Below are 24874 nucleotides of genomic sequence, written 5' to 3' on the forward strand. Positions count from 1 at the left end.
CAGATATGCATGCAGGGAGCGGAATCTGACTACGCGGACCGTTCAGTGAACACGTCGCCAATGTTACGCCGCCGGGCGTGCACTTCACTGGCATGGATCAATTGCTCGAGGTCTTCGGGCGTGACGTCGTAGAAGGCCTCCAGGTCTGCCAGGGCCAGCTTCAAATCCTGGGCGGTGATGCCTTGGCTGTCGACCACGGCGGGACCGGCGGTCACTGCCACCGGGGGCTCGCCTGCACGTTTGGGATAACGGATGCGCGTCAGGTTATTGTAGAGCAGGGCACATAACAACAGGGTGGCAGCCCCGAGCATGACGGGCCCCAGAGCTTGCCAGTCAAGGGCGATGGTCGCAGGGTCGGCCAGCACCAGGGTCAGCGCCAGGGCGCCGGCTGGCGGGTGCAGGCAACGCAGCCAGCACATCAGGATCAGCGCAACACCCGCCGCCAGGCATGCGCTGGTCAACGTGCGACCGAGCACGTGCGCTACCAGCAGAGCTACCACTGCAGCACTCAGGTAGCCGCCCAGGATCGCCCAGGGTTGGGCGAGGGCACCGGATGACACGGCAAACAGCAGCACGGCCGAAGCCCCCAGCGGCCCGATAAGGTGTTGGGCCACTTCGACGCCGAATACCTGGCTGCACAGCCAGACGGTGAACATCGTACCTATGGCCATGCCAATCGCGGCGCGGCTCCATTCAGTGGGGCGAGTGTTGATGGCGGCAGGTAACCAGCGAGCAAGCATGAATTAAACGATCCGTGAAAAGCAGGCGAAAAAAAAGGCTCGGCTGGAAACCCAGTAAGCCCTTGAAAGTGTTCCCTCTGTTGGGGGAGGAACGCGCACAGTTTGCCTCGCTATACGGTCACTGACAAATTCATATTAATGCAGGTTGAATGCATTAATTATGAGTTTAATTGGAGCGTTGCGATTTTTAAATGACAGCTGATTTGACTTTTGCAGCCCCGGCCGGCAGGGTTGGGAGCCCCACCGGGGCACGTCAGATGATGGAGCTTGTGATTCGTCCCGCACCTGACCACCGCAAGGCAGCCGATTGCTGTTTTTTGCTCCATGACACCGATTTCACTCAAGGCCGTTTCGTTTGACTGACTTACCCGCTTCCAAGGCTAATCCGCTCACTGTCTACCTGGCGCGATTGGCACCCTCCAGCCAAATGACGATGCGTTATGTCCTGCAGGATGCCACCGATCGCCTGGGTTTCGAAGACATGAACGTCGAGGAAATTCCCTGGCATCAATTACAGCCAGAGGATGTCATTGCGCTGGTTGCAGCGCTGCGCGAGGACGGTTATGCGCCCAACACCTCATCGCTGTACGTCAACGCCGTGCGCGGGGTAATGAATGAAGCCTGGCGCATGAGCCTGATCAGCCAGGAACACCTGTTGAAGATGCGCTCGGTCAAGGGCATCGCCGGCACGCGGCTGTCCCAGGGGCGCAACCTGCGCCGTTCGCTGATCCAGGAACTGATGGCGGTGTGTGCCGCCGACCCCAGGCCACAGGGGCTGCGCGACGCCGCTATCATTGCAATTCTGTATGGCTCGGGGATGCGCAAGTCGGAGTCGGTCAACCTGGACCTCAGTCAGTTGGATTTTGCCGAGCGCAGCCTGCGAGTGACGGGCAAGGGCAACAAGCAGTTGATCAAATATGCGCCCACCTGGGCCTTTGCCAAACTCGACGCCTGGCTCGAACTGCGCCGCTCGCAGCTCAAGGAGGGGGAGGTGGATGACCCGTTCCTGTTCAACCGCATTCGTCGAGGCAGCCACATCACGCGCGAGCGCATCACCAAACATGCGATCTATTACATTGCCCGCCAGCGTGGCGCGCAGGTCGGCGTGAAGATCATGCCCCACGATTTTCGGCGGTCGTTCATCACCCGGGTGATCGAGGAGCACGACCTTTCGATCGCGCAGAAGCTGGCGCACCACAGCAATATCCAGACGACCGCCAACTACGATGTGCGTGACGACAACGAGCGGCGGCGGGCGGTGGATCGTTTCGATTTGTGATGCCGTTGTTGTAGGAGCGAGCTCGCTCGCGATGGTCGTGAACGATCTCTCTGGGAGCCTGACACCCCGCGTTATCGTTGACGACCATCGCGAGCGAGCTCGCTCCTACAGTGGGTGCACCTGAACGATAGCCCTGGCAGCCTGATATTCCGCTTGAACACTGACGAACATACAGGATTTGTCAGTGTTTACAGACTGGTGGGGCAGGTTTTTTGCGGATTGCCTGCCGCCTGGCTGATCAGCGCGGCCAGACGCTTGACGTTGTTCTGCTGCGCATCAACCAGGTCGTCAATCGAAGGCCCGGAAGGGGTCTTCAAGGTGCTGCGGCAGGTGAGGGTGCCCTTTTCAGTGGCGCCTGCGTCGCGCAGGCGCCATTTTACGTCGATCAGCCCATATTGACCCGGAATCGAGTCGAACCGCTGCACCTCAAGGCGCACCGAGATATTGCGCCTGGGGTTGCTGTTGACCATCTGGTCGACCAGCGCGCTGCGTAACTCATCCACCAGGCTGGCGCCCCACCATTGGGTTTCAAGAATCGCGATCCCGGTATTGCCCTGGCGCACGACGATCTGCGGACGATCGACCTGGGGCGGCACCGTGAGTGATTCGATCTGGATCTGCGCCGTGGACTGCGAATTCGCGTTCAACTGCGCCGGGGTCAACGTATGGAACTGAATCGGATCACTGCGGCAGGCGGCGAGCAATGACAGCGCGGCGAGCAGGGCGATCTTCAGCGGAAAAGCCATGGGTGATGCTCCTGTGGTCATTTGCTCGGCGGCCCTTGCAGGTCGATAGGCGCGGCATTATTGGGGCGTCCGCGAATCAGCGATTCGGGGTGGCGTCCCAGGTAATCCGCCAGGTCGCGCAAGGAACGCGAGGTACGGCCCAGATCGTCCAGGGTTTCGGACAGTTGCTCACGTTGCGGCGAGTCCTCGGCCAATGTCGAGTTGGCCGACTGCAAGGTCTTGCTGACGTCGGCCAGGGTGCTCTGGACGCCGGGCAACGTCTTGGCATTAAACTGGGTCAGGCCCTTGCGCAGCTCGACCAGATTGGCATCGAGGTTGTTGGCGATTCGTTCGATCGGCAGTTTGTTGATCTTGTCGACCATCGCCTCCAGTTTGCCCTGAATCTCCTCCAGGCTGCCCGGAATGGTTGGAATGCTGACGGGGCGGGCAGTCACATCGAACGCGACCTTTGGCGCCTTGGGATAGAAGTCCAGCGCAATGTACAGCTGCCCTGTCAACAGGTTGCCACTGCGGGCCTGGGCGCGCAGGCCGTTCTCGACGAAGGAGCCCATCAGGCGCACACCGGCGGCCTCGTCGTTGGAGTCGTGATTCAACACCTTTTGAATCTTGGTATGGGCCGTGCCGAGGCGTTGCGGGTAGATGACGATGCCGACATTCAGCGGAAAGCTGCGCTTCTGCGCATCGAAATCGAGGTTGACCGAAACGACTCTGCCGAACTCCGTACCGAGGAACTCCACCGGGGCGCCGACCTTCAGCCCACGCAGCGCCTGATCGAAACGCAGGCTCAGGTACTGCGCCTTGCCATTGGGCGGGGCGAGGGCGGTCTGCTGGTCAGGGAACAGCTCGTAGGCATATTCTTCTGCCGCGGGTTTGTCGTCAGGGCTGTACTCAGGGGCGCGAAAGGCGATGCCGCCGACCAGTATCGAGGACAACGACTCGGTCTTGAGCGCAAAGCCGTTGGCGCCGACACTTACATCAATGCCGCTGGCGTTCCAGAACCGGGTGTTTTGTGTGACATAGGCATCATTGGGCGAGTGGACGAACACGTCGATGTTCACCCCTTTGCCATCGGGGTCCAGGGCGTAGGCCACCACCTGGCCGACCGGGATCTTGCGGTAGTAGACAGGCGAGCCGATGTCCAGCGAGCCCAGGTCCTGGGTGTGCAGGGTAAAGCGCTTGCCCGGTTCGCCGTAGGTGATCGGCGGCGGGTTTTCCATGCCCTGGAAGCGCTTCGCCCGGGTGTTGGCCTGGCCGATATCAGCGCCGATGTAATCGCCGGACAGCAGGGTGTCGATACCCGACACACCGCCAGCCCCGATGCGCGGGCGCACGACCCAGAACTTCGAGTCTTCACGGGTAAAGCTTTCCGCCTGCTTGGCCAGTTTTATCGTGGCATTGACACTTTTCTGGTCGTCACTGAGTTCGACTTCCGAGACATGGCCGATCACCACGTTGCGGTACTTGACCTCGGTCTTGTTGGCGGTGAGGCCGGCGCCCGTCTTGAACGTGATGGTGATGGTCGGCCCTTGCTGCAGGATGCTGTGCACCACCAGCGAAATACCGACCAGTACCGCAACGATCGGCACGATCCACACCAGGGAAACGCTGAACCTGCGGGTCTTGATCGGGGCCTGGCCGGGGGCCTGGGGCCCGTCAGTGGCTTGCGACTTCATCCATGACCTCCTCGATATGCGGCTTTTCCCGCGATTCATTCCAGATCAGGCGTGGGTCGAAACTCATCGCCGCCAGCATGGTGAACACCACCACCAGGCCAAAAAACAGAATACCCGGCCTTGGCTCGATATCGGCCAGGGCCTGAAATTTCACCAGGGCGGCGACCAGCGCCACGACGATGACGTCGAGCATCGACCAGTAGCCGATCACCTCGACGAAGCGATACATTTTCGAGCGCTCCCTGCGTGCCCACAGGCTGTTGCGCTGGACGGTCACCAGCAGCAGCGTCAGGGCCACGAACTTGATGCCCGGCACCGCGATGCTGGCGATGAAGATGATCAGGGCGATGTCCCAGGCACCCGCTTCCCAGAACTCCAGCACGCCACTCATGATCGTGCTGTCGGCGCCATTGCCGACCATCTTTGTGTTCATGACCGGCAACAGGTTGGCGGGAATGTAGAACACCAGCGAGGTCAGCAGGTAAGCCCAGGTCCGGGTGATCGAGTTGGTCTTGCGTCGGTGCAAGGGCGCGTCACAGCGTTCGCACTCATGGGGTTCATGCGTCATGTCGCACGCCAGGCCGCAACTGTGACAGAGGCATAGGTCGAGGTCATGCGCCACTGGCGGTCGGCTCATAGGGTGTCCCACAGATCACGCACGTCGCGCCCGGCGATGCGGATCATCATCAGGCTGAGCACGGCAAGGGCGAACAGGCCGATGCCGGGCAATACATCGAGCAACCCTGCCAGTTTGATCACGGCGACCATGGCCCCCAGCAGGCAGACTTCGAGCATGCTCCAGGGGCGCAGGGTTTCCAGCCAGCGCATGCAGGGTTTGAAGCCGGGGCAGCGTTGCCCGGAGAGGGCGAAACCGAGTACCCAGATCAGCAGCACCAGCTGAAAGATCGGGGCGATGATCATGGCGATGGCTGCGACCATGGCGATGAAGGTGATGGGGCCCTGGCTGAGGGCCAGTACCGAATCCCAGAGCGTGGCACTGTTTTTCAAGCCCTTGAGGCTGATGCTCATTACCGGGTAGAAGTTGGTGAAGATCCACACCACCAGCGCCGTGAGGCTCAACGCCAGGCGCTGCTCTATGGTCAAGCCGTTATAGCGCTGGAGCACCCCGCCACAACGTGAGCACAGGGTTTTCTGATGTTTGGCGAGCGTCGCTTTTTGAAACACGCAATCGCAATGCTCGCAGATGATCAACTGGTCGTTCGAGGCCATGGGTCGCGCTCAATAAGAGGCTTTAAAGGCAGAGCACCTCCTCAATATAGAGGCGAGTGGCGAATCAGCAAATCGAAATTGAATCAAAGCCATGAGAAGACAGAAGGCATGAGCTCTGCAGGAGCTGCCGAAGGCTGCGGTCTTTGCCTTTATTTAGGGTCAAGGTCAAAAGATCGCAGCCTTCGGCAGCTCCTGCGGAGGCGGATTTAGCCCAGGATTTCGCGCACCCGATACCACAACATCCCCAACGCCAGCAGCGGCGAGCGCAGCATCGGGCCGCCGGGGAAGGTCATGTGCGGCACGGCGCTGAATACATCGAAGCCCTGGCTGTGTCCGGCATGTATCGCTTCACCCAGTAGCTTGGCGCACCAGTGGGTCACGTTCAGCCCATGCCCGGAGTAACCCTGGGCATAGTAGACATTCGGGTGCTGGCCCAAGCGACCGACCTGGGGGAAGCGATTGGCGCTGATGCCGATCTTGCCGCCCCATTGGTAGTCGATGCGCACATCCGCCAGTTGCGGGAACACCTTGAGCATCTGCGGGCGCATATAGGCGGCAATGTCCGCCGGGTCGCGGCCGGAATAATGACAGGCACCGCCAAACAACAAGCGTCGGTCGGCCGAAAGCCGGTAATAATCCAGCCCGACCTTCTGATCGCACAACGCCAGGTTGTGGGGGATCAATGCACTGGCGGCATCCGCGGTCAGCGGCTCGGTCGCAATGATGTAGCTGCCGGCGGGCAACACCTTGCCACTGAGTTTGGGCTCGAGTTCATCCAGGTGCGCGTTGCACGCCAGCACCAGCCTGCCCGCGCGCACCGTGCCACCCGCGCAACGCACCTGCACCGTATCGCCATGGATCAACTCCAGCACCGGACTCTGCTCGAAGATCTGCACCCCGAGGGACGCAGCCAGGCGTGCTTCGCCAAGGATCAGGTTGAGCGGATGCAGGTGCCCCGAGCCCATGTCCACCAGGCCGCCGGCATACACGCCGGAGTCCACCACTTCCTGGCGGATCTGCTGCGGCCCCACCAGGCGGGTTTCATGGGCGTATCCACTCGTCTGCAGTTGCTGCTGCTCAGCCTTGAATGCGGCGAACTGCGCCTGGGTGTTGGCCAGTTCGCAAAAGCCCCAGCGCAAGTCGCAATCAATGGCGTGCTCGCGAATGCGCTGGCCCACCAGTTCGACCGATGCTGTGCCGGCGTGCTCCAGATAACGCACGCCATCCGCCCCGATGTAACGGCCAAACCCGCTGACGTCATGGCCGATCCCACGGATCAACTGTCCACCATTGCGCCCACTGGCGCCCCAGCCAATCCGCCGGGCTTCGAGCAGAATCACCGAAAGCCCACGCTGCGCCAGCTCGATCGCGGTATTGACCCCGGTAAAACCGCCGCCTATCACACACACGTCAGCAACCCGATCAGTCGCCAGGCTCGGGTAGGCCGTCAGGTCCCGGGCCGTGGCGGCGTAGTAAGAGTGCGCATGTTCCTGAGTGTACTGGTTCATTTGTTGGACTTCACTTTGCTCCACGAACGCGTCATCAGTCGCATGATCGCCTGGGGCGGGGTAGTCGAGATGTAGAGCTTGTCGAGGACGGCCTGAGGAGGATAGACCTCGGGGTTGTTTACCAGCTCCGGGTCCATGAATTGTTTGGCGTCAGGGTTGGGGTTGGCGTAGCCGACCGAGGCGCTGACTTTGGCAATCACTTGCGGGTCGAGCAGGTAATTGATGAACGCATGGGCTTCTTTAGGGTTGCTCGCGTCGGCTGGAATCGCCAGCAGGTCAAACCACAGGTTGCTGCCTTCCTTGGGGATGGCGTAGGCGATGTTCACTCCGTTCCCGGCTTCCTTGGCGCGGTTGGCAGCCTGGAACACGTCGCCGGAATAGCCGAAGGCGACGCAGATGTCACCATTGGCCAGGTCGGACACATACTTGGACGAGTGGAAATACGTGATGTATGGCCGGATGCTCAGCAGTTTGGCTTCGGCTTTCTTGTAATCCTCGGGATTTTCACTGCGCGGGTCCATGCCCATGTAATTGAGAATGGCGGGGAACACTTCGTCCGCCGAATCCATCATCGAGACGCCGCACTGGCTGAGTTTTTTCAGGTTTTCCGGCTCGAACATCACGGCCCAGGAGTCGATCCGGTCGATGCCGAGCACCTGTTTGACCTTTTCAACGTTGTATCCGATGCCGTTAGTGCCCCACAGGTACGGCACCGAATGCTCGTTACCCCGGTCGTTGCTTTCCAGCAGGGCGAGGAGCTTGGGGTCCAGGTGCTTGTAGTTAGGCAATTGCGCGCGATCGAGCTTGAGGAACGCGCCGGCTTTTACCTGACGGGCGAGGAAGTGGTTGGACGGCACCACCACGTCGTATCCGGTCCGCCCGGCGAGCAGCTTGCCTTCGAGGGTTTCGTTGGAATCAAAGACGTCATAGATGACTTTTATCCCGCTTTTCGCCTGGAAGTCGACCAGGGTGGTCTCGCCAATGTAATCGGTCCAGTTGTAGACACTGACGGTAGGCTGGGCCTGAGACACTGCGCTGAACAGCAAGGCCAGCGTTGCCGGGACCACGGATTTCAATAGACGCATTCGACACCTCTTGGAGTTATTGGATTTTTCAGGTGTTTCTGTCGTGTTGTTGGTGGCTCATCGCGAGCAGGCTCACTCCCACAGTTGATGGCATTCCAAAGTGGGAACGAATGGCATTCATTCCCCTGAGGGAGCGAGCCTGGTCGCGATGGGGCCTTCGCAGACGCCTGATACCTAAACGCTGAACAACAGAAATTCACGCTCCCACGAACTGATCACCCGCTTGAAGTTCTCGTGTTCGGCGCGCTTCACCGCGACATACCCGCGCACGAATTTGCTGCCCAGGACCTTTTCGATGGTCTGGCACTCTTCCATTTGCGTCAGGGCGTCCTCGATGGTGATCGGCAGGCGCAGGTTGCGCCGCTCATAGGCGCGACCCTCTACCGCCGCGCTTGGCTGCACGCCTTCGATCATGCCCAGGTAACCACACAACAGGCTGGCGGCAATCGCCAGGTAGGGGTTGGCATCTGCGCCGGGCAGGCGGTTCTCCACGCGCATCGCCTCGGGGCTTGAGGTCGGTACCCGCAGGCCGACGGTACGGTTCTCCTCGCCCCATTCGACGTTCACCGGGGCCGAGGTGTCCGGCAGGAAGCGGCGGAACGAATTGACGTTGGGCGCGAACATCGGCAGCACTTTGGGGATGTACTTCTGCAGGCCGCCAATGTGGTTTAAAAACAGCTCGCTCATCTTGCCGTCGGCGTCGACGAAAATCGGCTGGCCGGTGCTGATGTCCACCACGCTCTGGTGAATGTGCATGGCGCTGCCGGGCTCATCGCCGATGGGCTTGGCCATGAAGGTTGCCGCCACGTTGTGCTTGAGCGCCGCTTCGCGCAGCGTGCGCTTGAATACGGTTATCTGGTCGGCCAGGTCCAGCGCGTCGCCGTGACGGAAGTTGATCTCCATCTGCGCCGGGCCGTCTTCGTGGATCAGTGTGTCCAGGTCAAGGCCTTGCAGTTCACACCAGTCGTAGACGTCTTCGAACAACGGGTCGAATTCATTGGCGGCGTCGATGGAAAACGACTGCCGGCCACTTTCCGCACGGCCCGAACGGCCCAGTGGTGCCTTGAGGGGCAAGTCCGGGTCTTCGCAGCGCTGGGTCAGGTAGAACTCCATTTCCGGCGCAACAATCGGTCGCCAGCCTTTGTCGGTGTACAACTGCAGGACTTTTTTCAGGACGTTGCGCGGTGACAGTTCAATGGGGTTGCCGAACTTGTCGAACGTGTCATGGATAACGATAGCCGTCGGCTCGATGGCCCACGGCACCACGTACACCGCGTCGGCGTCGGGCTTGCAGACCATGTCGATATCGGCCGGGTCGAGCAGGTCGTAGTAGATGTCGTCGTCGACAAAGTCCCCGGTCACCGTTTGCAACAGCACACTTTCCGGCAGGCGCATGCCTCGCTCATGCAGGAACTTGTTGGTGGGTGCAATCTTGCCGCGTGCAATGCCGGTCAAATCGCTGACGACGCACTCGACTTCGGTAATCTTGTGATCTTTCAGCCAAGTGAACAGCTGATCGAAAGGGACATTCATACAGACCTCGTTATTGGTTTTATTAACGCCGGGGAGGGCGGTTTCATCCACCACACCCTTCCCCTGGGACGCGTTGACGACTATCTTGGGCGAGCCTTGCAGTTCCATCTATCCACTTTCAGCAGCACCAAAACGCACCAAACGAGTGCGTAAGGTTCACCCATGACAGCGTCCAGCCCGTTACAAGTCCAAGCGTTCAACACCGAAGATGTGGCCGAACAGATCCGCGCCACGCCCGGGTGGGTGCAGCAATACCAGCAGATGTCACCGGGGCATTTCGCCGGGCGCGTGCGTTACCTGGACCTGCAGGGCGTGGAGATTTACGAAGAGCAGATGAACACCCGGGTCGAGCAGAATTTCAGTGCGCCCCAGGGGGCGCTGGCGTTCTGTTTCGATCGCAGTGACAACGCGTTGTATGTGCTCAATGGCGAGAGCCGCAACATCTGGATCACCCCGGAGAACTACCAGGAAATCGCCGTGGTGTTCGGTCCGGACTTCGTGCGACGTCACGGCCTGGACGTTGCCAGGCTCGAGGGTCTGTTCCTGGCGCCGTTGAATTCAGGACAGAACGCCTTGTTCAGTCGCTGGCTCAGCAGCACCTTGACCCAGCTGACACAGACAATCGATCCACCCAGCAGGGAAGCCCTGACCCAACAGTTGCTCGAGGACTGCCTCTATCTGCTCGACAATGCCAGTGTGTGCCTGGATCACGGTGGTCTGCAGCGCCGCACCGAGGAACGGGCGGTGATGAAGCGCATTGGTGAGTGGGCAGCGGACTCGCCGGAGGAAACCCTCAACCTGCTGCAACTTGCCCAGGTTGCCGGGGTGTCGTTGCGCCAGGTCCAGCACGCGTTCAAGGCCTACACCGGCATGACGCCCACCCACTGGCTGCGCTTGCGCCGACTGAACAGTGCGCACCGCGAACTGCTCGGGTGCAGACCCATTGACACTACCGTGGCCGAGGTCGCGATGAAGTGGTCGTTCTGGCATCTGGGGCGGTTTTCCAGCAGCTACCGTGCGTTGTTCAAGGAACTGCCGAGCGAGACGCTCAAGCGCAGTGGCCGAAACCACCGCGCAACTGGATGATCCTGTGTCTGCCAATTCCTGTGGCGAGGGCGCTCGCTCCCGCTGTTTTTCGCAGGCGTATCTTTATCCCAATCAGACTGTCGGCGCAGGTGTGGCCAACGCGATTCCCGCCGCGCCTAACCGCTTCAGTATCTCGAACAACAGATCACTCTTGGTCGCGGCGACGATCCTCGGGCTGCTGACGTAACCCGTGACGGTCAGCGTGATGCCCTCGGGGCTGAGCTTGCTGAAGCGCACCATCGGCGCAGGCTTGTCGAGAATGGTTTCGTGCTCGCAGTAGGTGTCGTACAGCAGGTTCTTGACTTGCTCGGGGTCAATGTCCAGCGGAAAGGTCAGCTCCAGGCTGGCCACCCCCTGCGCGCTGCCGCCCAGGGTCACATTGCGCAGGTTCTGCGAGATTAGCTGCGAGTTGGGGACGATGACGATGGAGCGGTCGCTGAGCTGAATTTCCGTGGCCCGCACGTTGATCCGGCGAATATCGCCTTCGACCCCGCTGATACTGATCAAATCGCCTACCTTTACCGGGCGCTCGGTCAGCAGAATCAGGCCGGAAACGAAGTTCTTCACGATCTCCTGCAAACCGAAACCGATGCCCACCGACAGGGCGCTGACGATCCACGCCAGGTTGGTCCACTGGATACCCAGGGACGACAGCGTCAGCAGGATCACCAGCGCGTAGCCGATGTTGGCAAATAGCGTGCTGAGGGACGCGCACATGCCCGGATCCATATTGGTCTTGGGCAGGAACTCGTTATCCAGCCAGCGGCGCAGCGAGCGGATCAGATAGATGCCGATCAGCAGCGCCAGCACCGCGTTGAGCAAATGAGCCGGAACCACATTGAGTTTGCGCAAGCCGTCGCCACCTAGGATAGCCACCACCTGGCTGAACAATTGCCCCAGCGTGACTCCGACGCCACCGACGAACATGGAAATGATCGCCAGCAACAGCAACGCGGCGCGGCCCACACCGGACAGTACGATGGAAATTTGCTCGAGACGAGTGTCACCGATGCCGAGCAATTGTTTGAGCGCCTTGCCGCTCGCGCTCTTGGCGGAGAACAGGTATTCACAGCTGTCCTTGAGCAGCTGGATGAGCAGGTAGAAACCGCAGAGGACGAGGAAGCCCCAGACCAGTTCATAGGTGATGAAGCGTGCCAGGGACACGTAACCGATCAGCAGGGCGAACAGCGAAATGATCATGGCCACGGTGGCAGCGGAATAAATCAGCCCGGCCAGCGTGGTACTGGCCTCCGGTGAGTCGCCGGCCACCACCACGGCCCTGCGGGCTTTGTTGGCGCGGCGAAACAGCATCGCAAACAGCACGGTGACGACCAGGGCAATCACCCCGCGCCCCAGCAATATGGCCGAGGCGCTCATGCCGCTGACATTGCTGATTTGCGCCAGGCCCACCAATACCAGCAGGGTGCAGGCCACTATCCGCGGAAAGGGTTCGAGTGCGTGGGCCACGGAGTCGGAGATGGTCGGCAGCCGCCACGACGGATGCTCGGTCGACAATAGCGCGCGGCTCAACCCGGTAATCATCACGCACAGATAAATCAGCTTTTCAAACTCGTCGGAGAAATTTTGCAGCATTGGTGTCAGCGGCAGCTGGCGGGTGAGTGCGTAGAACAGCAACTGCATCGCCAGCGCGGTAGCGAGCACCGTGGCGATCACCGAAGCCAGGGCAAGCGAACTGCGACGCAAACGTCCTTCAGGCATGCGATGAATACACAGCCAGGTCAGTCCGCGATCAGCCACCCTGCGGCCCCAGCTCCAGATTGCCAGTGCCAGCACCACCAACAACACGGTAGCCAGACGTTTGCCCGGTTGCCAGGCGACTGCCAGGGCGTCTTGGGCCTGCTCTACGAACTCGCTCAAGCGCTGGCGATCGTCTTTGGGCGGGCTGAACAACGGCGACCAGAACTCTGGCCCCAGGATGCTGCCACTGCGCAGGGTGACCTCGCTCTCCAGAAGGCTGCGGCGAATGCCGGCGATCTGCGGGATGAGCCCGGCGGCGCTGGCTCTGAGCGCTGCCAGTGTGGTGAGGCTGGCGTCGATCCGGCGCTTTTGCTCGGACAGGTCAGCGCGTTGCATGGCGATTTCCGACTTCTCTGCGCCGACCTCGACCGGCGACACCGGCCCCAGCACGTCCAGTTGCGCCTGCAACTGCTTCTGCTCGGGCAGCAGCGTTGACTGCAGGGTGTCGATGTCATTGATATACAGCTGCACCGAATCCTGCAGGCCGACCATCAGGCTCAGGTTGTTCGCCTGGGAGACTTGCTGCTTGATGCGATCCAGGCGAACCTGCAAGTCCTGCAACTCGCTTTGGGACACCGAAAATGAGGGCGCTCCCGGGACTGCGGAGATCGGGTTTGGCGCCTCCGCCGCCCAAAGCACTGCGGTGCTGGCTTGAAACAGCATGACTACGCTCAACACCAGCCACTTCAATGCATCACCCATACACGCGTCCCGCCCCCTGACTTTCTGAAGTAGATAGTGCATCACCCCGTCGGCTCCATTTTGCAGCGCAGTGTCCCGGAGCCCGGCTTCTGGAATAGCACATCATCACCGGTTTGCGAAAAACTAAAGTAACCCGTGTTGTCCTTGCCGCTGTAGCGCCGACCTGTCCCCGCAGGTTCCTGGCTCAGGGTGATCGACGAGTTGGCCCAGCGCAGGTAAACCACACCGGGGTCGGCGTTGAACCAGGTAGCGGCGATCAGCGCATTAAGCCCCGCACATCGAATCGCCAGCGGGCCTTCGGTGAGCCGGTCCGGGTCCTTGGTCCTGACGATGGCAGAGCCCTGGCGCAACTGATGGGCGCGTTCGGCATAGCGGCTCACCGTACACGCCTTGGGATCCGCTTCGATGAAGCATTGATTGCGCGTCAGTGTCCAGATTTGTTGATCGGTGCTGACTTTTCCCGGGGGCGGAACCGAGTGTTCGTCCGTGAGCGCCAGGCGGTAGAGACGGTCCAGTTCACGGTCCATTCGCGCCAGTTGCGCGTCACGACAGATCAGCTTTTCCACCGGTGCACTCGCGCTGGCGCAATCGAAGCTGGTTTTAAACAGGGGGGCAGGGGTGGCAGCCCTGGCGCACAGGCTTGTCGCCGCGCTGGCGGCAAGCAGACAGGTGCAGATAACCGTGAGCGTTTTCATGATCGATCCAGTTTAATCGGAGATCGGCAGCACCACGGACAGCCAGGCGATCCAGCCTTTGGGGCGATGCCTGCAATCCTCCTGGTCATCGGGATTCTCGTTCTGTGATCGAAAGTCAGCTCGCACAGGCTTTTATAGTAGACACAGACTGCGACCGCCGCCGGGAAGTGCACAAGACGTTGCCTGGAATGCAGGCTCCAAGAGCGACGCTGAGCAAAGGCAACAGGATGCGGTGATCGCCAGGAACCTATGGGGGTAATTTTCCAAGCAGTGCCGCACGCCCATAATGTTAACCAATACCAGCATAAGACTGTTTAATACTGATTCCGATGCGCTTTATATTTGTAATACATTTTATAAAGCATGCTATGGTTAACCTTATTAAGGTTAAAGCTCCAATTGGTGCATGTTATGAACGACTTTTTTCCGGTTGCCTGCAGCGATACCCTCTGCAGGATAGGTCTCCTGGTCAAATCCCGGCGACTGGCTCTGGGCCTGCGTCAATCTGATCTCAAATCCGCATTGGGCATCTCCGAGCACATCCTGCGCAAGATCGAAAATGGCTCGGAGTCAGTCGATCTTCGCTCATTCATGTTGGTGCTGTGGCGCCTGGGGATCAACGAGACGGTCTTTGCGTCACTGGACGGGGTGGAAACCACGTCGCAGATTGCTCGCTACGTCACTGACGCGGATGCCTACCAGAGCATCGCCAACAAGCGCGTGCGCCTGCCGAAAACCAAGGCGGAGGAGTTCTGATGTCCCGTGCCTATATATACATGGAGCACCCGGACACCGGTGAACTGCTGACCCTGGGCCGGGTGACGCTGCAGGGTAAATTCGGCGAGTTCATTTATGCCCCCGACTACGTCGAGCGCGGCGGCTGGGTGCCAGATCCGATCAACTATCCCTTGCGTACCGAAGCCTATACCGGCATCAGCAAAAACCGCGGCATCCCCGGCTTCGTCAATGACGCAATGCCGGACGGTTGGGGCGAGCGCCTGCTGCAGCGTGCATTTGGGCAGGTGCTGGCACCTATCGATTTCCTGCTCAAGTCGCCGAACAACGACCGGGTCGGCAACCTCCTGGCTGGCACTGCGACTGTGCCCGCGCCCGGATTGGGGGAAGGGCCGGTGCCTACGCTCAAAGGCCTGGGGAAGTTTATCGAGGCCTGCGAAGCGGTGTACGACGGCCAGCTCGATGAGCAGTCGATCGCCATGCTCAACATTCGCCAGCAGCGCTCGTCCCTGGGCGGTGCACGACCCAAGCGCACCTTGCAGGACAGCGGAATGCTGATCCTGGCCAAGCCCCGCGATCGTTTTGACCTCTATGATTTCCCTGCAATCGAATACGCCTGCATGACCTTTGCCGCGTCGAAAGGGCTGAACGTGGCCAACACCGCACTGCACGCCGAATCACCGTCGACGCTGCTGATCGAGCGTTTCGACCGTACCCCGCTGGCCGACGGCGCCCGACGCATCCCGATGCTCAGCGCGCTGACCTTGCTTGACTCCGAATGGAACGAGCAGTACCACCGTGACTGGCGCTACGCCTCGGTGGCTGATGAAATGCGCCGGCGCGGCGTGCCCGACGGCGATCTGCAGGAGCTGTTCAAACGCATGTGCTACAACGCTCTGGTGGGTAACAGCGACGATCATCCGCGCAACCATTCGATCATCTGGCTTGGCGGGCAATGGCGTCTGTCACCGATGTACGACGTTTTACCGATTATCGATGAGGGGCCTGCCCAGACCTTGTCCATGGCGGTGGGCCGCGAAGGCACCAGGATCAGCCGTGTCAACCTGCTCAGCCACCACGCGCACTTCGCCCTGACCCGCGACCACGCCGAGCACCTCCTCGACGAAGTCATTGGCTGGGAGGAAGCGCTCAAGGACTACTACGCCACCTGCCTGCGCGGCGAAGAACTGGTCATGTCCCGGGCTGCGGTCAGCACCGAGCGGATGCGGTAGCCGGCGCCTGCAGATTGGCTTGCAACCATTCTGGCCGCTGTTGTCGCCCAAACCAGCGAAGCTGTCTATCTGCGCAGCGAACTGGTGGGAGAGGGCGGTGCCATCGAAGTGGACGGCCATGGAACCGGGATCATGACCGAGAGCAGCTGGATCAAATCCAACCGCAACCCTGACTGGAGCAAAGCCGAGGTCGAACAAGCGCTCAAAGAACGCCTGGGTTTACGCAAAATCATCTGGCTACCGGGCATCAAAGGCAAAGGCATCACCGAGACCCACGTGGATTTTTACGCACGTTTCGTCAAGCCGGGCGTGGTGATCGCCAACCTCGACAACGCAGATGCGAAGGCACTGGAACTGCTGTCCGGACTTTATCCGGACAGGGAGATGGTGATGCTGAACATTGACGCGATTGCAGCGGGTGGTGGCGGGATTCACTGCGTGACCTGCCATCAACCTGCGGTGTGACAAAGACGGAGATGGAGGTGATCTGGGACGCGGTAAAATCTAATTCAACTAAAGAGACATTTAGTATAGTTAAATTCTACCTTCGTTCAGCTGTCCAATAGAGCAGGTCTTTTATTCTAGATCACAGCCAGAGTGAGTGTTCACTTGGAATGCTGGGCTGTACCTCTGGTTTGCGGAAGATTGCTTGCCAAATTATGGTTTTAGCGCTTCAGGCACCTCACACTCAGGCCAATTAACTCTCCGGCTTGTTAAGGAAATAGGCGTTTTTCACGAATCGACATCAATGCCAGTTGGCTGACAGACCATAACGCCAGTCAACAAACAGGCCATGGGTCTCGTCCTCAATACGGGTCAACACTGCGAGCTCAAATCTCGACAACAGCAAGCCGGGGCAAAAATCCATCTCCATCATGATCACGCGAAACATCGTAAACACCGTAGGAGCTGCCGAAGGCTGCGATCTTTTGACTTTGACTTTGACTTTGACTTTGACTTTGAGATACCGCACCAACTGAACCACCAAGCAAAAAATTTTCAAACTGGGAAATGCAGCGCCAACCAAACCAAGTCGAGGTCGAGGTCGAGGTCGAGGACAACGAAGCGCAAACGCAGTTGTGCAATCATCTTCAAGATCAACACAAGCGAACCAGATCTCAAGCATCCGAACCGGTCCCAAGAGCCCGACGATCAAATGACCACCATTTGAGAAGAGGCCACCTCGAAATCCACGCCCAACCGGGCTAACCGCGCAATCCAACGTTACGCATAATGACGGGCGTTACGTTGAACGGCCTATGGAAACTGGCTTGGCCACCATGGGTCGTTTAATGTAACGGCCATTATGCGAACCACTCTCCAGATCCCCGACCATCTCATTCGCGATGCCACGCTTTACGCTCCTTCCCGCGATCCCCTCGATGCTGTTTCATACGTCCTTGCTGACTATCCCCGGGTCGTTGCTGAAGCCCGGAAAATGCGCTCCCGGCTTGCTCAGATCGATAGAGAAACTGCCGATTTCGACCAGCGTCTACAGGCTTTGCAGGATGCTTGCGCTGATATTCTCAACCTCTGATTGGTACCATCGCTTTAGACCAGGTGCGATCAATCAAGCGATATTTGGTACCAAAAGCTGTTCGTACTCGACATGGAATGGTACCATTAACTCAGCCCGGGGCTTCACCTGGTTAACTGGAGTGGTACCTAAATGCTGGTGAAAATCCTTGATGCAGATGATCAGTTTGTTGACGCTCTCAAGTCTCAGACCGGTTGCACCACGGCTTCCAAGGCTTACGTTCATGCCGCCGAACATTACGAGCCTTTGCGTGCTCAGGTCGGAGATCTCTTGTCTGAAATTGCCGCCTTGCGTCGTCGTCTTTCTGTAGCTAATCAGACTATCGAAGGTGCACGTTCTGCTGCTTCGGCATTGCTTGATCGAGTTGGCCAGTCAGACCTAGACGTCTAATCGGTACCAAATTTTCCTGCAGCAGCAATGACCAGGATGAGTTACCGGTACCGTTTTCCTCGACTGCCCGCAGGGCATTAGGCGCCACGCATATCGAATGCCAGGCTAATCAACCTCCGCGCCGATACCCGGCAAGGCCGGCCTTTCTTCCGCCCAACAAAAACCCCCAGCGATCGACGAATCACTGGGGGTTTTCTTCGCGCCTAACACTTGCAGCATCGCTGTGATGGCACTTCGCGCATTGTTCTGCCCAAGGGCCTGTACTCGATCTTGTGCGCAGCCTGCGCGATCCCGTGACGTCCAGCGCTATCGCCGGACAGGTCCCGGCAGGTCCAATCTCCCAGCTCTGTTATTCGGCCATTCGGTAATTTTTGGCCAACATGTTCGCTAGTTTGTCCAGGTTTCGCAGACGTCTTAGAGCTTCGAAATTGTCCTCTGAATGGAATCCTTTGCCAAAAAACACCAAGGTCGAATGCTTCTGTTCGACCTGGGTAATTACCATATTTGATTTCGCCCAAGGCTCTCTTTGGAGAGCTTCGTTCGCCAATTTCAGCAGTTCTTCACCACTTAATGTGATCACTTTGGCTCCTTAAATGGGCTGGTTAGGACGTAGCAACCGCCTTTAGGTATCTCGCCTTGAAGACGCAACGCGTAAGTGAGCTTAGCCATCGCCTGCAAACAAAGGGCCTCTGACGGGCTTTCTGACTCTATTTCAGCCTTGCCATTGATCATCAGCACTAAAACCCATTTTGCCAGCATGAGGTCTCCAGCGATTTTGGAGCGAAGCGAGTGGGGGTGCTGTTACACCCCCACTTTACCGCAACTAACTTCGGTGGCGGCATCAACCCGCTCGCCTTAAAGCTTCCTGCTCGATGCCCATTAGGACGCCTCTCATCGCAACCTTGGCCTGCTGCTGTAGCTCTACAGGCAGCAAATCCAGTCTTCTCCATATGGCGCTAAATTCTGCAGAGTTTGTACGTTCCGACTCGTCCAACAGCAGTTCGTCGGTTGAAACTCCGAAAATCTTAGCAAGGGTTGCGATCTTGTCCCCTGGTGGAGTCGCCTTTCCCGCCTCATATCCCTTGTATGAGGACTCAGATATTCCCGCCGCTTCCCATGCCTTATGTTGCGTCAAACCCGCAGCCTCTCTGGCTTTGCGTAGGTTTTCACCGATGGTCATCGTTAGGTCACTCTCATTGCCAATTTCTTCCATCACCTTATCTCCTGTATGCATTTACACCGTCATGATACGACACCATAAGGTGTAAGATCGTGCTTGACCAAATGGTGCATGATCTCGTACCTTAAAGGTCAAGTTCATCCCCCTTGACGGATTTATAGATGTTCATCGACTGGCTCAAGGTTTCACAGGAACATGATTTTGACCTTCCGGTTATCTCAGATACCGCGTTCAAGGCCATTGATACCCTGACCGGCGAAGTCTTGAGCACCAGCTATCGATCCGTTAAGCACCAGGGAAGCCACAGTTCAACCGTACAAATTCACGTCCAAGGCCGGAAAATCACAATCGATGGCAATCCTTCGCGTCTCAATCGTCATGACAACCTCTGGGGTTTTGAAACCCTTGAGCAGTGCATCTCCGTTTACAACGAGCTTCTTGCACAGTACGGGCTTCCTTCTTTCACCCGTTGCACGCGGTTTGAGGTACGCCAGGGTGAATCGGGCGCGAAAGCTTCACATATTTGGGCGGACGGTTGCTGTATTCATCGAGTCGACCTCACAACAAATATCTCAGTAGGGAAGGGCAACGAAATCCCCTACTTGCGAGGACTGGCGTCTCAACGAATAGGCCATTCTATCGGTCGACTATTTCCAAATGGCCGCTCTGTAGATTGGACAACTAGTGGAAGCGGGAAGGGTGTTCGTCTTCAATATCGCAAGGCATACGACAAGGCATTCGAAATTTACAAGCATCATCTCCCCAAAGTTAAACGTTTTTTCGGAGAAGATTCCTCAGAGCTCAAATACGCTCAGGACATTTATCAATACGCCGTGGATGTTGGCATTGTTCGTTTAGAACAAGAACTAAAAAGTGAATTCTTAAGCCGTGAAAAGCTATGTTATTGGGGCCTCTTTGATGAAGGCGAATATCAAACTCTGCATAAAGAGTTTCTTAGCGTCGACGAACGCTTAAAGGTGACTAAAATGGATATGGCAAGCATTGCTCAGCAATTACTTCTAGAAAACATTTGTGACACTCCACGAGCAGCAAACGTAACTGCGTCTTACGCCCATCTTTGGATGCACGGCATGGAAATCGTTTGTTCTCAGAGGTCGTTTGAGACTCACGCAGCTAGACTCAATCGTATCGGCATTAATATTCGCAATGCATGCGATCTGACTACGTTTAGTAATGTATTTATACGAGAGATGCGTGAAATCAATCCGGTTAAAAGTATCGCTCCGCCAAATTGGTATAAACGCCCGACGCATTTGAGGCTCGCTGCGTAATGATGGCCCCATTGATGGAGACTATGTTTCTTTTCATTGGTGCTGTCATCCTCATAAAAACTCTTGGTAGGTGGGCTCGTTCATGATTAATAGTCTTCAAGGAACGGCAATAAGCAAAGGTCAGCAGCGGCAACAGGAGTTCCAGAACCGGTGTAGAGCTGCGTTTTTGAACCCGGTACTAGCTGATTCAGTTGCGGCAACCATCAAAGTTATTGATGAGCGAAAAGAGCAGGGCATAAAGCCTGAAAAAATTTGGACTAAAGAGTTTGAAGAATCAGGAACCTGTTCCGTTGCTGAATGGATGGGTTACTAAAACCTGCTCAGAAGAGCATTTAACAATCGGGCACAAGCCTAAGCATTCATTGAATAGAAGGTACTAACCATGTCTGACGAAAAAACAGTCGTTCGAGTCCAAGTTACCGGCATCACTCGTTCCGGCACTTCTACTGCCTCCGGCAAACCATTCTGCATGTTCGAAGCTTATGTTTTCGTTCCTCCTGCTCCGTACCCTACTAAGAATATGTTCTTCGCTGAAACCCAACAGCAAGTTCCTCAGCCCGGAATGTATGAGTGCGATTTGATCCCAGATGAGCGCGCTAAGAATTTTGCACTCACTGTCGACCCTCGCCAAGGTCGCCGCATGACTCAGCAACCAAAAGTCTCGGCGGCTTAATCGTATGGCGCTCCCTGATAAAGTCTGGATAGTAGTTTGCAAAAGCGGATTTGCTCCGGGCGGTGCCACTCCAAGCGATTGCGTTTACGAGGAAATATCAAGTTCAGTTCTTCAAGCTGATAGCTTGGGGATGACAAAAGAGCAGTACGACGAAGTGTTTGGTGCGATTGCTGGCTTGATCTGCATCATTATCATTTTCGCGCTGTTAAAAAAAGCAATAGAACAGTAACAACACAACTGGCATTCAGCCAACACAGGAGCAATACCCATGAAAAAAGCAATCCTCGGTAACACCGGTAAAATCGCCTCCGCTACTGCTCTGCTCACTGCAGCAGGCGCCTCGCATGCGGTCGACGTGGCTCCAGTGGTCGCGTCTATCACCGAAGCTGGCCCAGCTGCTGCGCTCATTGGCACCGCTGTGCTCGGTGTCATCGTCATCATCAAAACCTTCAAGTACATTCGTTCGGCGTTCTAACAGGGCTGAACGCTTACTTGCGACGCAGTAACGCCCTGGCTAATTACCGGGGCGTTTTTTATTCATAAAGGGACAATATAAGGCAATGCCGAAGCATGAGGCATGCCGTTATTGACCCGCAATCTTTATAACTTCTAGAGTATGCAGCCGTGGGCTCACTATTTCGCATTAAAGCCGTAGTCCTGTTCGGCTGCTTATTTTTTGCTTCACAAAGTTTTGCTGCAATCTTCGTCTATCACTTCGGGGACGTTTCCGGTCCCGACCCTTCATCAGTTTGTCCGCAGAGATGGGTTCTCTTTGGTGATCCTTTGACTTACAGCGGCGCTGTCCAAAAAAGCTATGGCGGCGGTTACTGTGTTTATGACAACCATGGTTCACCTTATGAGGCTGCTATTTATACCCGAACTGGCGATACTTGCCCTGCTGGCTCTACTTACAATGAGGTGACTAAGCTCTGCTCTGTGTTGAATACTAAAAAGCCGGGCGATAAGTGCGACGACCAAACCGGCGGCTCCGCAGGCAACCCTATGATCTGGGACGATACTGTTAACAAGTGCGTTCGACTCTCGGAATCTCAGGGTGATGCACCCTGCACTCACATCAAGAATCAGGGCGCATCCGGTACCGCTTATACGGTCGCTGGCAACCTCGATAAAGGCGGAAATGCTGTTGCTCCTCCTACCTTTGCCGAGGGATCTCTTAATTGCCAAATGCAGACTATCTCTAGTTCTGAATGCACTATTAATGTTCCAGGCGCCATCAGTTGTAATGTGATTGGTATCTTTACTGGCAAGGCCAATCCTACAGGTAGCACCAACGCTGCCGATGCCCTCTGCCCCGAAGGTGGCTGCCCCGTTAAGGAGCCGAAAACAGAGTCAAAAGAGGAGGGCTGTACTCCTGCTGGCAATGGCACTGGTGGGACTACTTGTACCCAAACAAAGGAAACCACCAAGGAGGGCACCCAGCAGTGTGGCACTGTTAATGGTGCTTATAAATGTGTCACCAAACCGCCTTATTCCAACGGCGTTAAAACCACTATAACTGCCACGTCCGAGACGCTTTCTGACGGTAGCGTTAAAGTTACTACTGTTAAGGATTCTTCCAATACCGTTTGTACTGACGTCAAATCCTGTACTACTCAAACTTCAACTACCGTCAGCCATAACACGACGAAACCCAGCGGCGGCACAAGTTCTGGCAGTAGCTGCACCGGTTCTTGTACTCCAAATGGCGGAGGTGTCGAAACTAATCCAAACGCTGGCTCTGGTAATTCCGGCAATGGTTCAAGCGGCAATGGCAATGGTGATGGCGAAGGAGAGGGCGGTGATGGTACTGCCTCGACCACTGATGATTGTGAAGCTCCACCAGATTGTGACGGTGATCCGTTTCAGTGCGCAATCCTCAAGCAAGCGCACATTGATACATGCAAGTTAATGGCTGGGCCTACTGATCAAGAACAGGCTGATTCTGATGCAAAAACAGATGCCGCCTATGCAGATCTAGATGCCCATCAAACTGAGCTTGACGGCAAAGTGACTGGACTTCTTTCTCAGTTTCAATCGTCTACTTCCGGTGGCGGTTCCGCTGGCAAATGTCTTCCTGATTATCAATTTGCAGTTGCGGGTCACAGCATTGACATGGAGTTTTCTAAGGCCTGCGATTCTCTCAGTTGGGTCCGTTTAGTTGTTCTCGCCGGTGCTTATTTGTTTGCTGCACGCATCGTTTCAAGGGAGGTTTAAGTCATGTTTCAAGTATTGATCTCTGCTTTGACTGCCGTCGCTGGTTGGATTCTTCCCCGTCTTCTGGCAGTTGCTGGAACAGCTGCAGTCTCTACAACAGTGCTTATGCCGATCTTTAATTACCTGCAAAACCAGATCACACAACGACTCAACGGCATGCCTGCGGACGCTGTCAATTTTTTCCGCTTTGTCGGCATTTTCGATGCTGTCACTGTCATTTTCGCTGCCTATGCCATGGCAGTTGGAATCAAGGTAGCCAAAGCTGCTTACCAGCGAGCCGGGAGTAAATCTAATGCTTAAGCTCGTTACAGGCCTCCCTGGTGCAGGCAAAACTTCCAATGAGCTATGGGATTTTTTGCACAGTAAGGATTACGCCTCGCGTCCTAAATACTGCACGCCCATTAAGGGATTTGTTCCTGCCGATCATGGCGTAACAGAGATTCCGCACATCGATAAATGGCAGGAATTGCCCGAGGGCTCTGTCATTCTTTGCGATGAAGTCCAGCGTTATTGCGGCACAGATCTCGGACGTGAAGCGCCTCAATGGGTGAAAGATTTCGCGATCCACCGGCATTCCGGCAAAGACTTGATTTTCATCACGCAGGCTCCCGGATTTCTTCACCCGTTTGCTCGAAAGCTCGTACAACCGCATGTCAATTATCACCGTCCCTATAACCTTGGGCGCTCGATGCGTTACACCTGGGAGTCTGTCCAAACGGACCCAGCTTCTAGAACGGCTCGAAATCTCGGCCAGAGTTCGATGGTCAAGACTGACAAAAAAGTTTTCGACCTGTACACATCGACAGTCTTGGACACGCACAAAGCACGGCCACCGCTGAAGACTATTGCCGTGCTCGGCGGTGCAATATTGCTGTGCCTGATCTGCTTTTACTTCGTCATCAAGTACGTGATGCATTACACAGGATCTGAGCCTGAAACACCGGTTGAAGCTGTGGCAACTACGGTCTCAAAGGAAGCTCCATCTGTCCCGGCGCCAAGGTCTTTCGGCATTCCATCAGGAGAAAATAAGCCGGTCTGGACCGAGGAAACTATCAAGCCGCGTATGGCTGGCAATCTGTATACAGCGCCTGTATATGACCAGCTCACAGCACCAACCGATTTTCCTCGTGTGGCTGCTTGCATGAGTTCCGAATCCCGCGGCTCCTGTAACTGTTACACCCAGCAGGGAACGCCGATTGATGTCCCTAAAAGTGCGTGCCTGGTGTTCGTCAGTCATGGCGCCTTTGATCCATGGTTTACCAGTCGTAACCAACGTGCGCAGGAGCAACAGTCGCAATCGAGCGAGCAGCCAACAGCTCAGCCCGTAACCCGAGCAGAAACGAATCTAGGGGCAGGATTCACCGTGGTGGCTGATAACTCACACACGGAGCGGAAAACCGGCATTGCCAAGTAGCCCCCAGATATAACTAAACTAAATACCTGTTTAGTCGTGTTAGATCATTCGGTGCTTAAAAGGAGCGTACCACCAGGGCAAAGCTTTAACCAATGGTTACGCATAATGACGGGCGTTACGTTGAACGGCCTATGGAAACTGGCTTGGCCACCATGGGTCGTTTAATGTAACG

Annotated in this window: 28 protein-coding genes and 1 pseudogene; 15 read left to right on the forward strand and 14 right to left on the reverse strand. The window is 56.8% G+C overall.

The features are described from left to right. Nucleotides 1-29: 29 nt before the first annotated feature. Nucleotides 30-740 (reverse strand): HPP family protein, encoded by a 711-nt coding sequence (locus AAEZ09_RS20965; protein ID WP_350600645.1) that lies wholly within the window; start codon nt 738-740, stop codon nt 30-32. Between the two features lie 427 nt (nt 741-1167). Between AAEZ09_RS20965 and AAEZ09_RS20970 the strand changes: the two genes are divergently transcribed. Beyond that, nucleotides 1168-2019 (forward strand): site-specific integrase, encoded by an 852-nt coding sequence (locus tag AAEZ09_RS20970; protein WP_502947587.1) that lies wholly within the window; start codon nt 1168-1170, stop codon nt 2017-2019. A 188-nt stretch (nt 2020-2207) separates the two neighbouring features. Here the strand turns inward: AAEZ09_RS20970 and AAEZ09_RS20975 are convergent, their stop codons facing one another. The 7 genes from AAEZ09_RS20975 to AAEZ09_RS21005 all read right to left on the reverse strand — a co-directional run bounded on the left by AAEZ09_RS20975 (nt 2208) and on the right by AAEZ09_RS21005 (nt 9794). Next, the gene (locus AAEZ09_RS20975) at nt 2208-2765 is read right to left on the reverse strand and encodes a PqiC family protein (protein WP_350600647.1); all 558 of its coding nucleotides are present in this window, start codon (nt 2763-2765) and stop codon (nt 2208-2210) included. A 17-nt stretch (nt 2766-2782) separates the two neighbouring features. After that, entirely contained in the window at nt 2783-4438 is a 1656-nt protein-coding gene (locus tag AAEZ09_RS20980) for a PqiB family protein (protein WP_350600649.1), read from the reverse strand. Further along, a complete protein-coding gene (locus AAEZ09_RS20985; protein WP_045058402.1) occupies nt 4419-5075 on the reverse strand; it encodes a paraquat-inducible protein A in 657 nt (218 codons plus the stop codon). The genes AAEZ09_RS20980 and AAEZ09_RS20985 overlap by 20 nt, the downstream gene beginning before the upstream one ends. Then, complete coding sequence (locus AAEZ09_RS20990; protein ID WP_045058403.1) at nt 5072-5668, reverse strand: paraquat-inducible protein A; 597 nt, start codon at nt 5666-5668, stop codon at nt 5072-5074. The genes AAEZ09_RS20985 and AAEZ09_RS20990 overlap by 4 nt, the downstream gene beginning before the upstream one ends. Nucleotides 5669-5874: 206 nt before the next feature. Further along, nucleotides 5875-7176 (reverse strand): NAD(P)/FAD-dependent oxidoreductase, encoded by a 1302-nt coding sequence (locus AAEZ09_RS20995; protein WP_205892609.1) that lies wholly within the window; start codon nt 7174-7176, stop codon nt 5875-5877. Next, complete coding sequence (locus tag AAEZ09_RS21000) at nt 7173-8261, reverse strand: polyamine ABC transporter substrate-binding protein (RefSeq protein WP_045058405.1); 1089 nt, start codon at nt 8259-8261, stop codon at nt 7173-7175. Before AAEZ09_RS21000 ends, AAEZ09_RS20995 begins: the two co-directional genes overlap by 4 nt. A gap of 174 nt (nt 8262-8435) precedes the next feature. Then, nucleotides 8436-9794, reverse strand: coding sequence for a glutamine synthetase family protein (locus tag AAEZ09_RS21005; protein WP_045058651.1), 1359 nt, complete (start codon nt 9792-9794; stop codon nt 8436-8438). Between the two features lie 162 nt (nt 9795-9956). Here AAEZ09_RS21005 and AAEZ09_RS21010 point away from each other — a divergent pair, with 162 nt between their 5' ends. Then, the gene (locus AAEZ09_RS21010) at nt 9957-10880 is read left to right on the forward strand and encodes a helix-turn-helix domain-containing protein (RefSeq protein WP_205892611.1); all 924 of its coding nucleotides are present in this window, start codon (nt 9957-9959) and stop codon (nt 10878-10880) included. Nucleotides 10881-10952: 72 nt separating this feature from the next. On the opposite strand, the gene AAEZ09_RS21015 is transcribed toward AAEZ09_RS21010, so the two are convergent. Further along, a complete protein-coding gene (locus AAEZ09_RS21015; RefSeq protein ID WP_350600651.1) occupies nt 10953-13340 on the reverse strand; it encodes a DUF3772 domain-containing protein in 2388 nt (795 codons plus the stop codon). 41 nt (nt 13341-13381) lie between these two features. After that, nucleotides 13382-14035 (reverse strand): MliC family protein, encoded by a 654-nt coding sequence (locus AAEZ09_RS21020; protein ID WP_350600653.1) that lies wholly within the window; start codon nt 14033-14035, stop codon nt 13382-13384. 411 nt (nt 14036-14446) lie between these two features. On the opposite strand from AAEZ09_RS21020, the gene AAEZ09_RS21025 reads away from it, so the two are divergent. The 3 genes and pseudogenes from AAEZ09_RS21025 to AAEZ09_RS21035 all read left to right on the forward strand — a co-directional run. Beyond that, nucleotides 14447-14791 carry a helix-turn-helix domain-containing protein gene (locus AAEZ09_RS21025; RefSeq protein ID WP_350600654.1) on the forward strand — a complete coding sequence of 115 codons (345 nt, stop codon included), beginning with the start codon at nt 14447-14449 and terminating at the stop codon, nt 14789-14791. Continuing rightward, on the forward strand, nt 14791-16002 hold the full coding sequence (locus tag AAEZ09_RS21030) for a type II toxin-antitoxin system HipA family toxin (RefSeq protein WP_350600656.1): 1212 nt from the start codon (nt 14791-14793) through the stop codon (nt 16000-16002). The genes AAEZ09_RS21025 and AAEZ09_RS21030 overlap by 1 nt, the downstream gene beginning before the upstream one ends. Nucleotides 16003-16032: 30 nt before the next feature. Next, nucleotides 16033-16467 (forward strand): annotated as a pseudogene (locus tag AAEZ09_RS21035) (agmatine deiminase family protein); the annotation flags it as partial. Nucleotides 16468-16747: 280 nt separating this feature from the next. Here the strand turns inward: AAEZ09_RS21035 and AAEZ09_RS21040 are convergent. Further along, entirely contained in the window at nt 16748-17128 is a 381-nt protein-coding gene (locus AAEZ09_RS21040) for a hypothetical protein (RefSeq protein ID WP_350600657.1), read from the reverse strand. Between the two features lie 180 nt (nt 17129-17308). Here AAEZ09_RS21040 and AAEZ09_RS21045 point away from each other — a divergent pair, with 180 nt between their 5' ends. Further along, nucleotides 17309-17539 carry a hypothetical protein gene (locus AAEZ09_RS21045; RefSeq protein ID WP_350600658.1) on the forward strand — a complete coding sequence of 77 codons (231 nt, stop codon included), beginning with the start codon at nt 17309-17311 and terminating at the stop codon, nt 17537-17539. Between the two features lie 132 nt (nt 17540-17671). Further along, nucleotides 17672-17929, forward strand: a complete 258-nt coding sequence (locus AAEZ09_RS21050) for a hypothetical protein (RefSeq protein WP_350600659.1) — start codon at nt 17672-17674, stop codon at nt 17927-17929. 349 nt (nt 17930-18278) lie between these two features. Here AAEZ09_RS21050 and AAEZ09_RS21055 read toward each other — a convergent pair whose 3' ends face one another. From AAEZ09_RS21055 to AAEZ09_RS21065, 3 genes are all read right to left on the reverse strand, one after another. Continuing rightward, the gene (locus AAEZ09_RS21055) at nt 18279-18509 is read right to left on the reverse strand and encodes a YciN family protein (RefSeq protein WP_350600661.1); all 231 of its coding nucleotides are present in this window, start codon (nt 18507-18509) and stop codon (nt 18279-18281) included. Beyond that, nucleotides 18506-18688: a hypothetical protein gene (locus AAEZ09_RS21060; RefSeq protein ID WP_350600662.1), complete on the reverse strand. Its 183-nt coding sequence runs from the start codon at nt 18686-18688 to the stop codon at nt 18506-18508. The genes AAEZ09_RS21055 and AAEZ09_RS21060 overlap by 4 nt, the downstream gene beginning before the upstream one ends. An 82-nt stretch (nt 18689-18770) precedes the next feature. Then, on the reverse strand, nt 18771-19142 hold the full coding sequence (locus AAEZ09_RS21065) for a helix-turn-helix domain-containing protein (RefSeq protein ID WP_205892618.1): 372 nt from the start codon (nt 19140-19142) through the stop codon (nt 18771-18773). A gap of 128 nt (nt 19143-19270) precedes the next feature. On the opposite strand from AAEZ09_RS21065, the gene AAEZ09_RS21070 reads away from it, so the two are divergent. The 8 genes from AAEZ09_RS21070 (at nt 19271) to AAEZ09_RS21105 (ending at nt 24702) form a co-directional block, all read left to right on the forward strand. Then, nucleotides 19271-20401, forward strand: coding sequence for a phage/plasmid replication domain-containing protein (locus AAEZ09_RS21070; RefSeq protein ID WP_350600663.1), 1131 nt, complete (start codon nt 19271-19273; stop codon nt 20399-20401). An 82-nt stretch (nt 20402-20483) separates the two neighbouring features. Then, the gene (locus AAEZ09_RS21075; RefSeq protein WP_350600665.1) at nt 20484-20714 is read left to right on the forward strand and encodes a hypothetical protein; all 231 of its coding nucleotides are present in this window, start codon (nt 20484-20486) and stop codon (nt 20712-20714) included. A gap of 69 nt (nt 20715-20783) precedes the next feature. After that, nucleotides 20784-21074, forward strand: a complete 291-nt coding sequence (locus AAEZ09_RS21080) for a propanediol utilization protein (RefSeq protein WP_205892621.1) — start codon at nt 20784-20786, stop codon at nt 21072-21074. Between the two features lie 4 nt (nt 21075-21078). Then, nucleotides 21079-21303, forward strand: a complete 225-nt coding sequence (locus AAEZ09_RS21085) for a hypothetical protein (protein WP_350600666.1) — start codon at nt 21079-21081, stop codon at nt 21301-21303. Between the two features lie 39 nt (nt 21304-21342). Beyond that, the gene (locus AAEZ09_RS21090; RefSeq protein WP_350600668.1) at nt 21343-21549 is read left to right on the forward strand and encodes a major capsid protein; all 207 of its coding nucleotides are present in this window, start codon (nt 21343-21345) and stop codon (nt 21547-21549) included. Nucleotides 21550-21698: 149 nt separating this feature from the next. Next, nucleotides 21699-23288: a virulence factor TspB C-terminal domain-related protein gene (locus tag AAEZ09_RS21095; protein ID WP_350600669.1), complete on the forward strand. Its 1590-nt coding sequence runs from the start codon at nt 21699-21701 to the stop codon at nt 23286-23288. A 3-nt stretch (nt 23289-23291) separates the two neighbouring features. Then, nucleotides 23292-23588: a DUF2523 family protein gene (locus AAEZ09_RS21100; RefSeq protein ID WP_350600670.1), complete on the forward strand. Its 297-nt coding sequence runs from the start codon at nt 23292-23294 to the stop codon at nt 23586-23588. Then, the gene (locus tag AAEZ09_RS21105) at nt 23581-24702 is read left to right on the forward strand and encodes a zonular occludens toxin domain-containing protein (RefSeq protein WP_350600672.1); all 1122 of its coding nucleotides are present in this window, start codon (nt 23581-23583) and stop codon (nt 24700-24702) included. Before AAEZ09_RS21100 ends, AAEZ09_RS21105 begins: the two co-directional genes overlap by 8 nt. The last annotated feature ends 172 nt before the right edge of the window (nt 24703-24874 follow it).

It is taken from the genome of Pseudomonas sp. 65/3-MNA-CIBAN-0223, from assembly GCF_040310425.1.
Lineage (GTDB): Bacteria > Pseudomonadota > Gammaproteobacteria > Pseudomonadales > Pseudomonadaceae > Aquipseudomonas > Aquipseudomonas gregormendelii.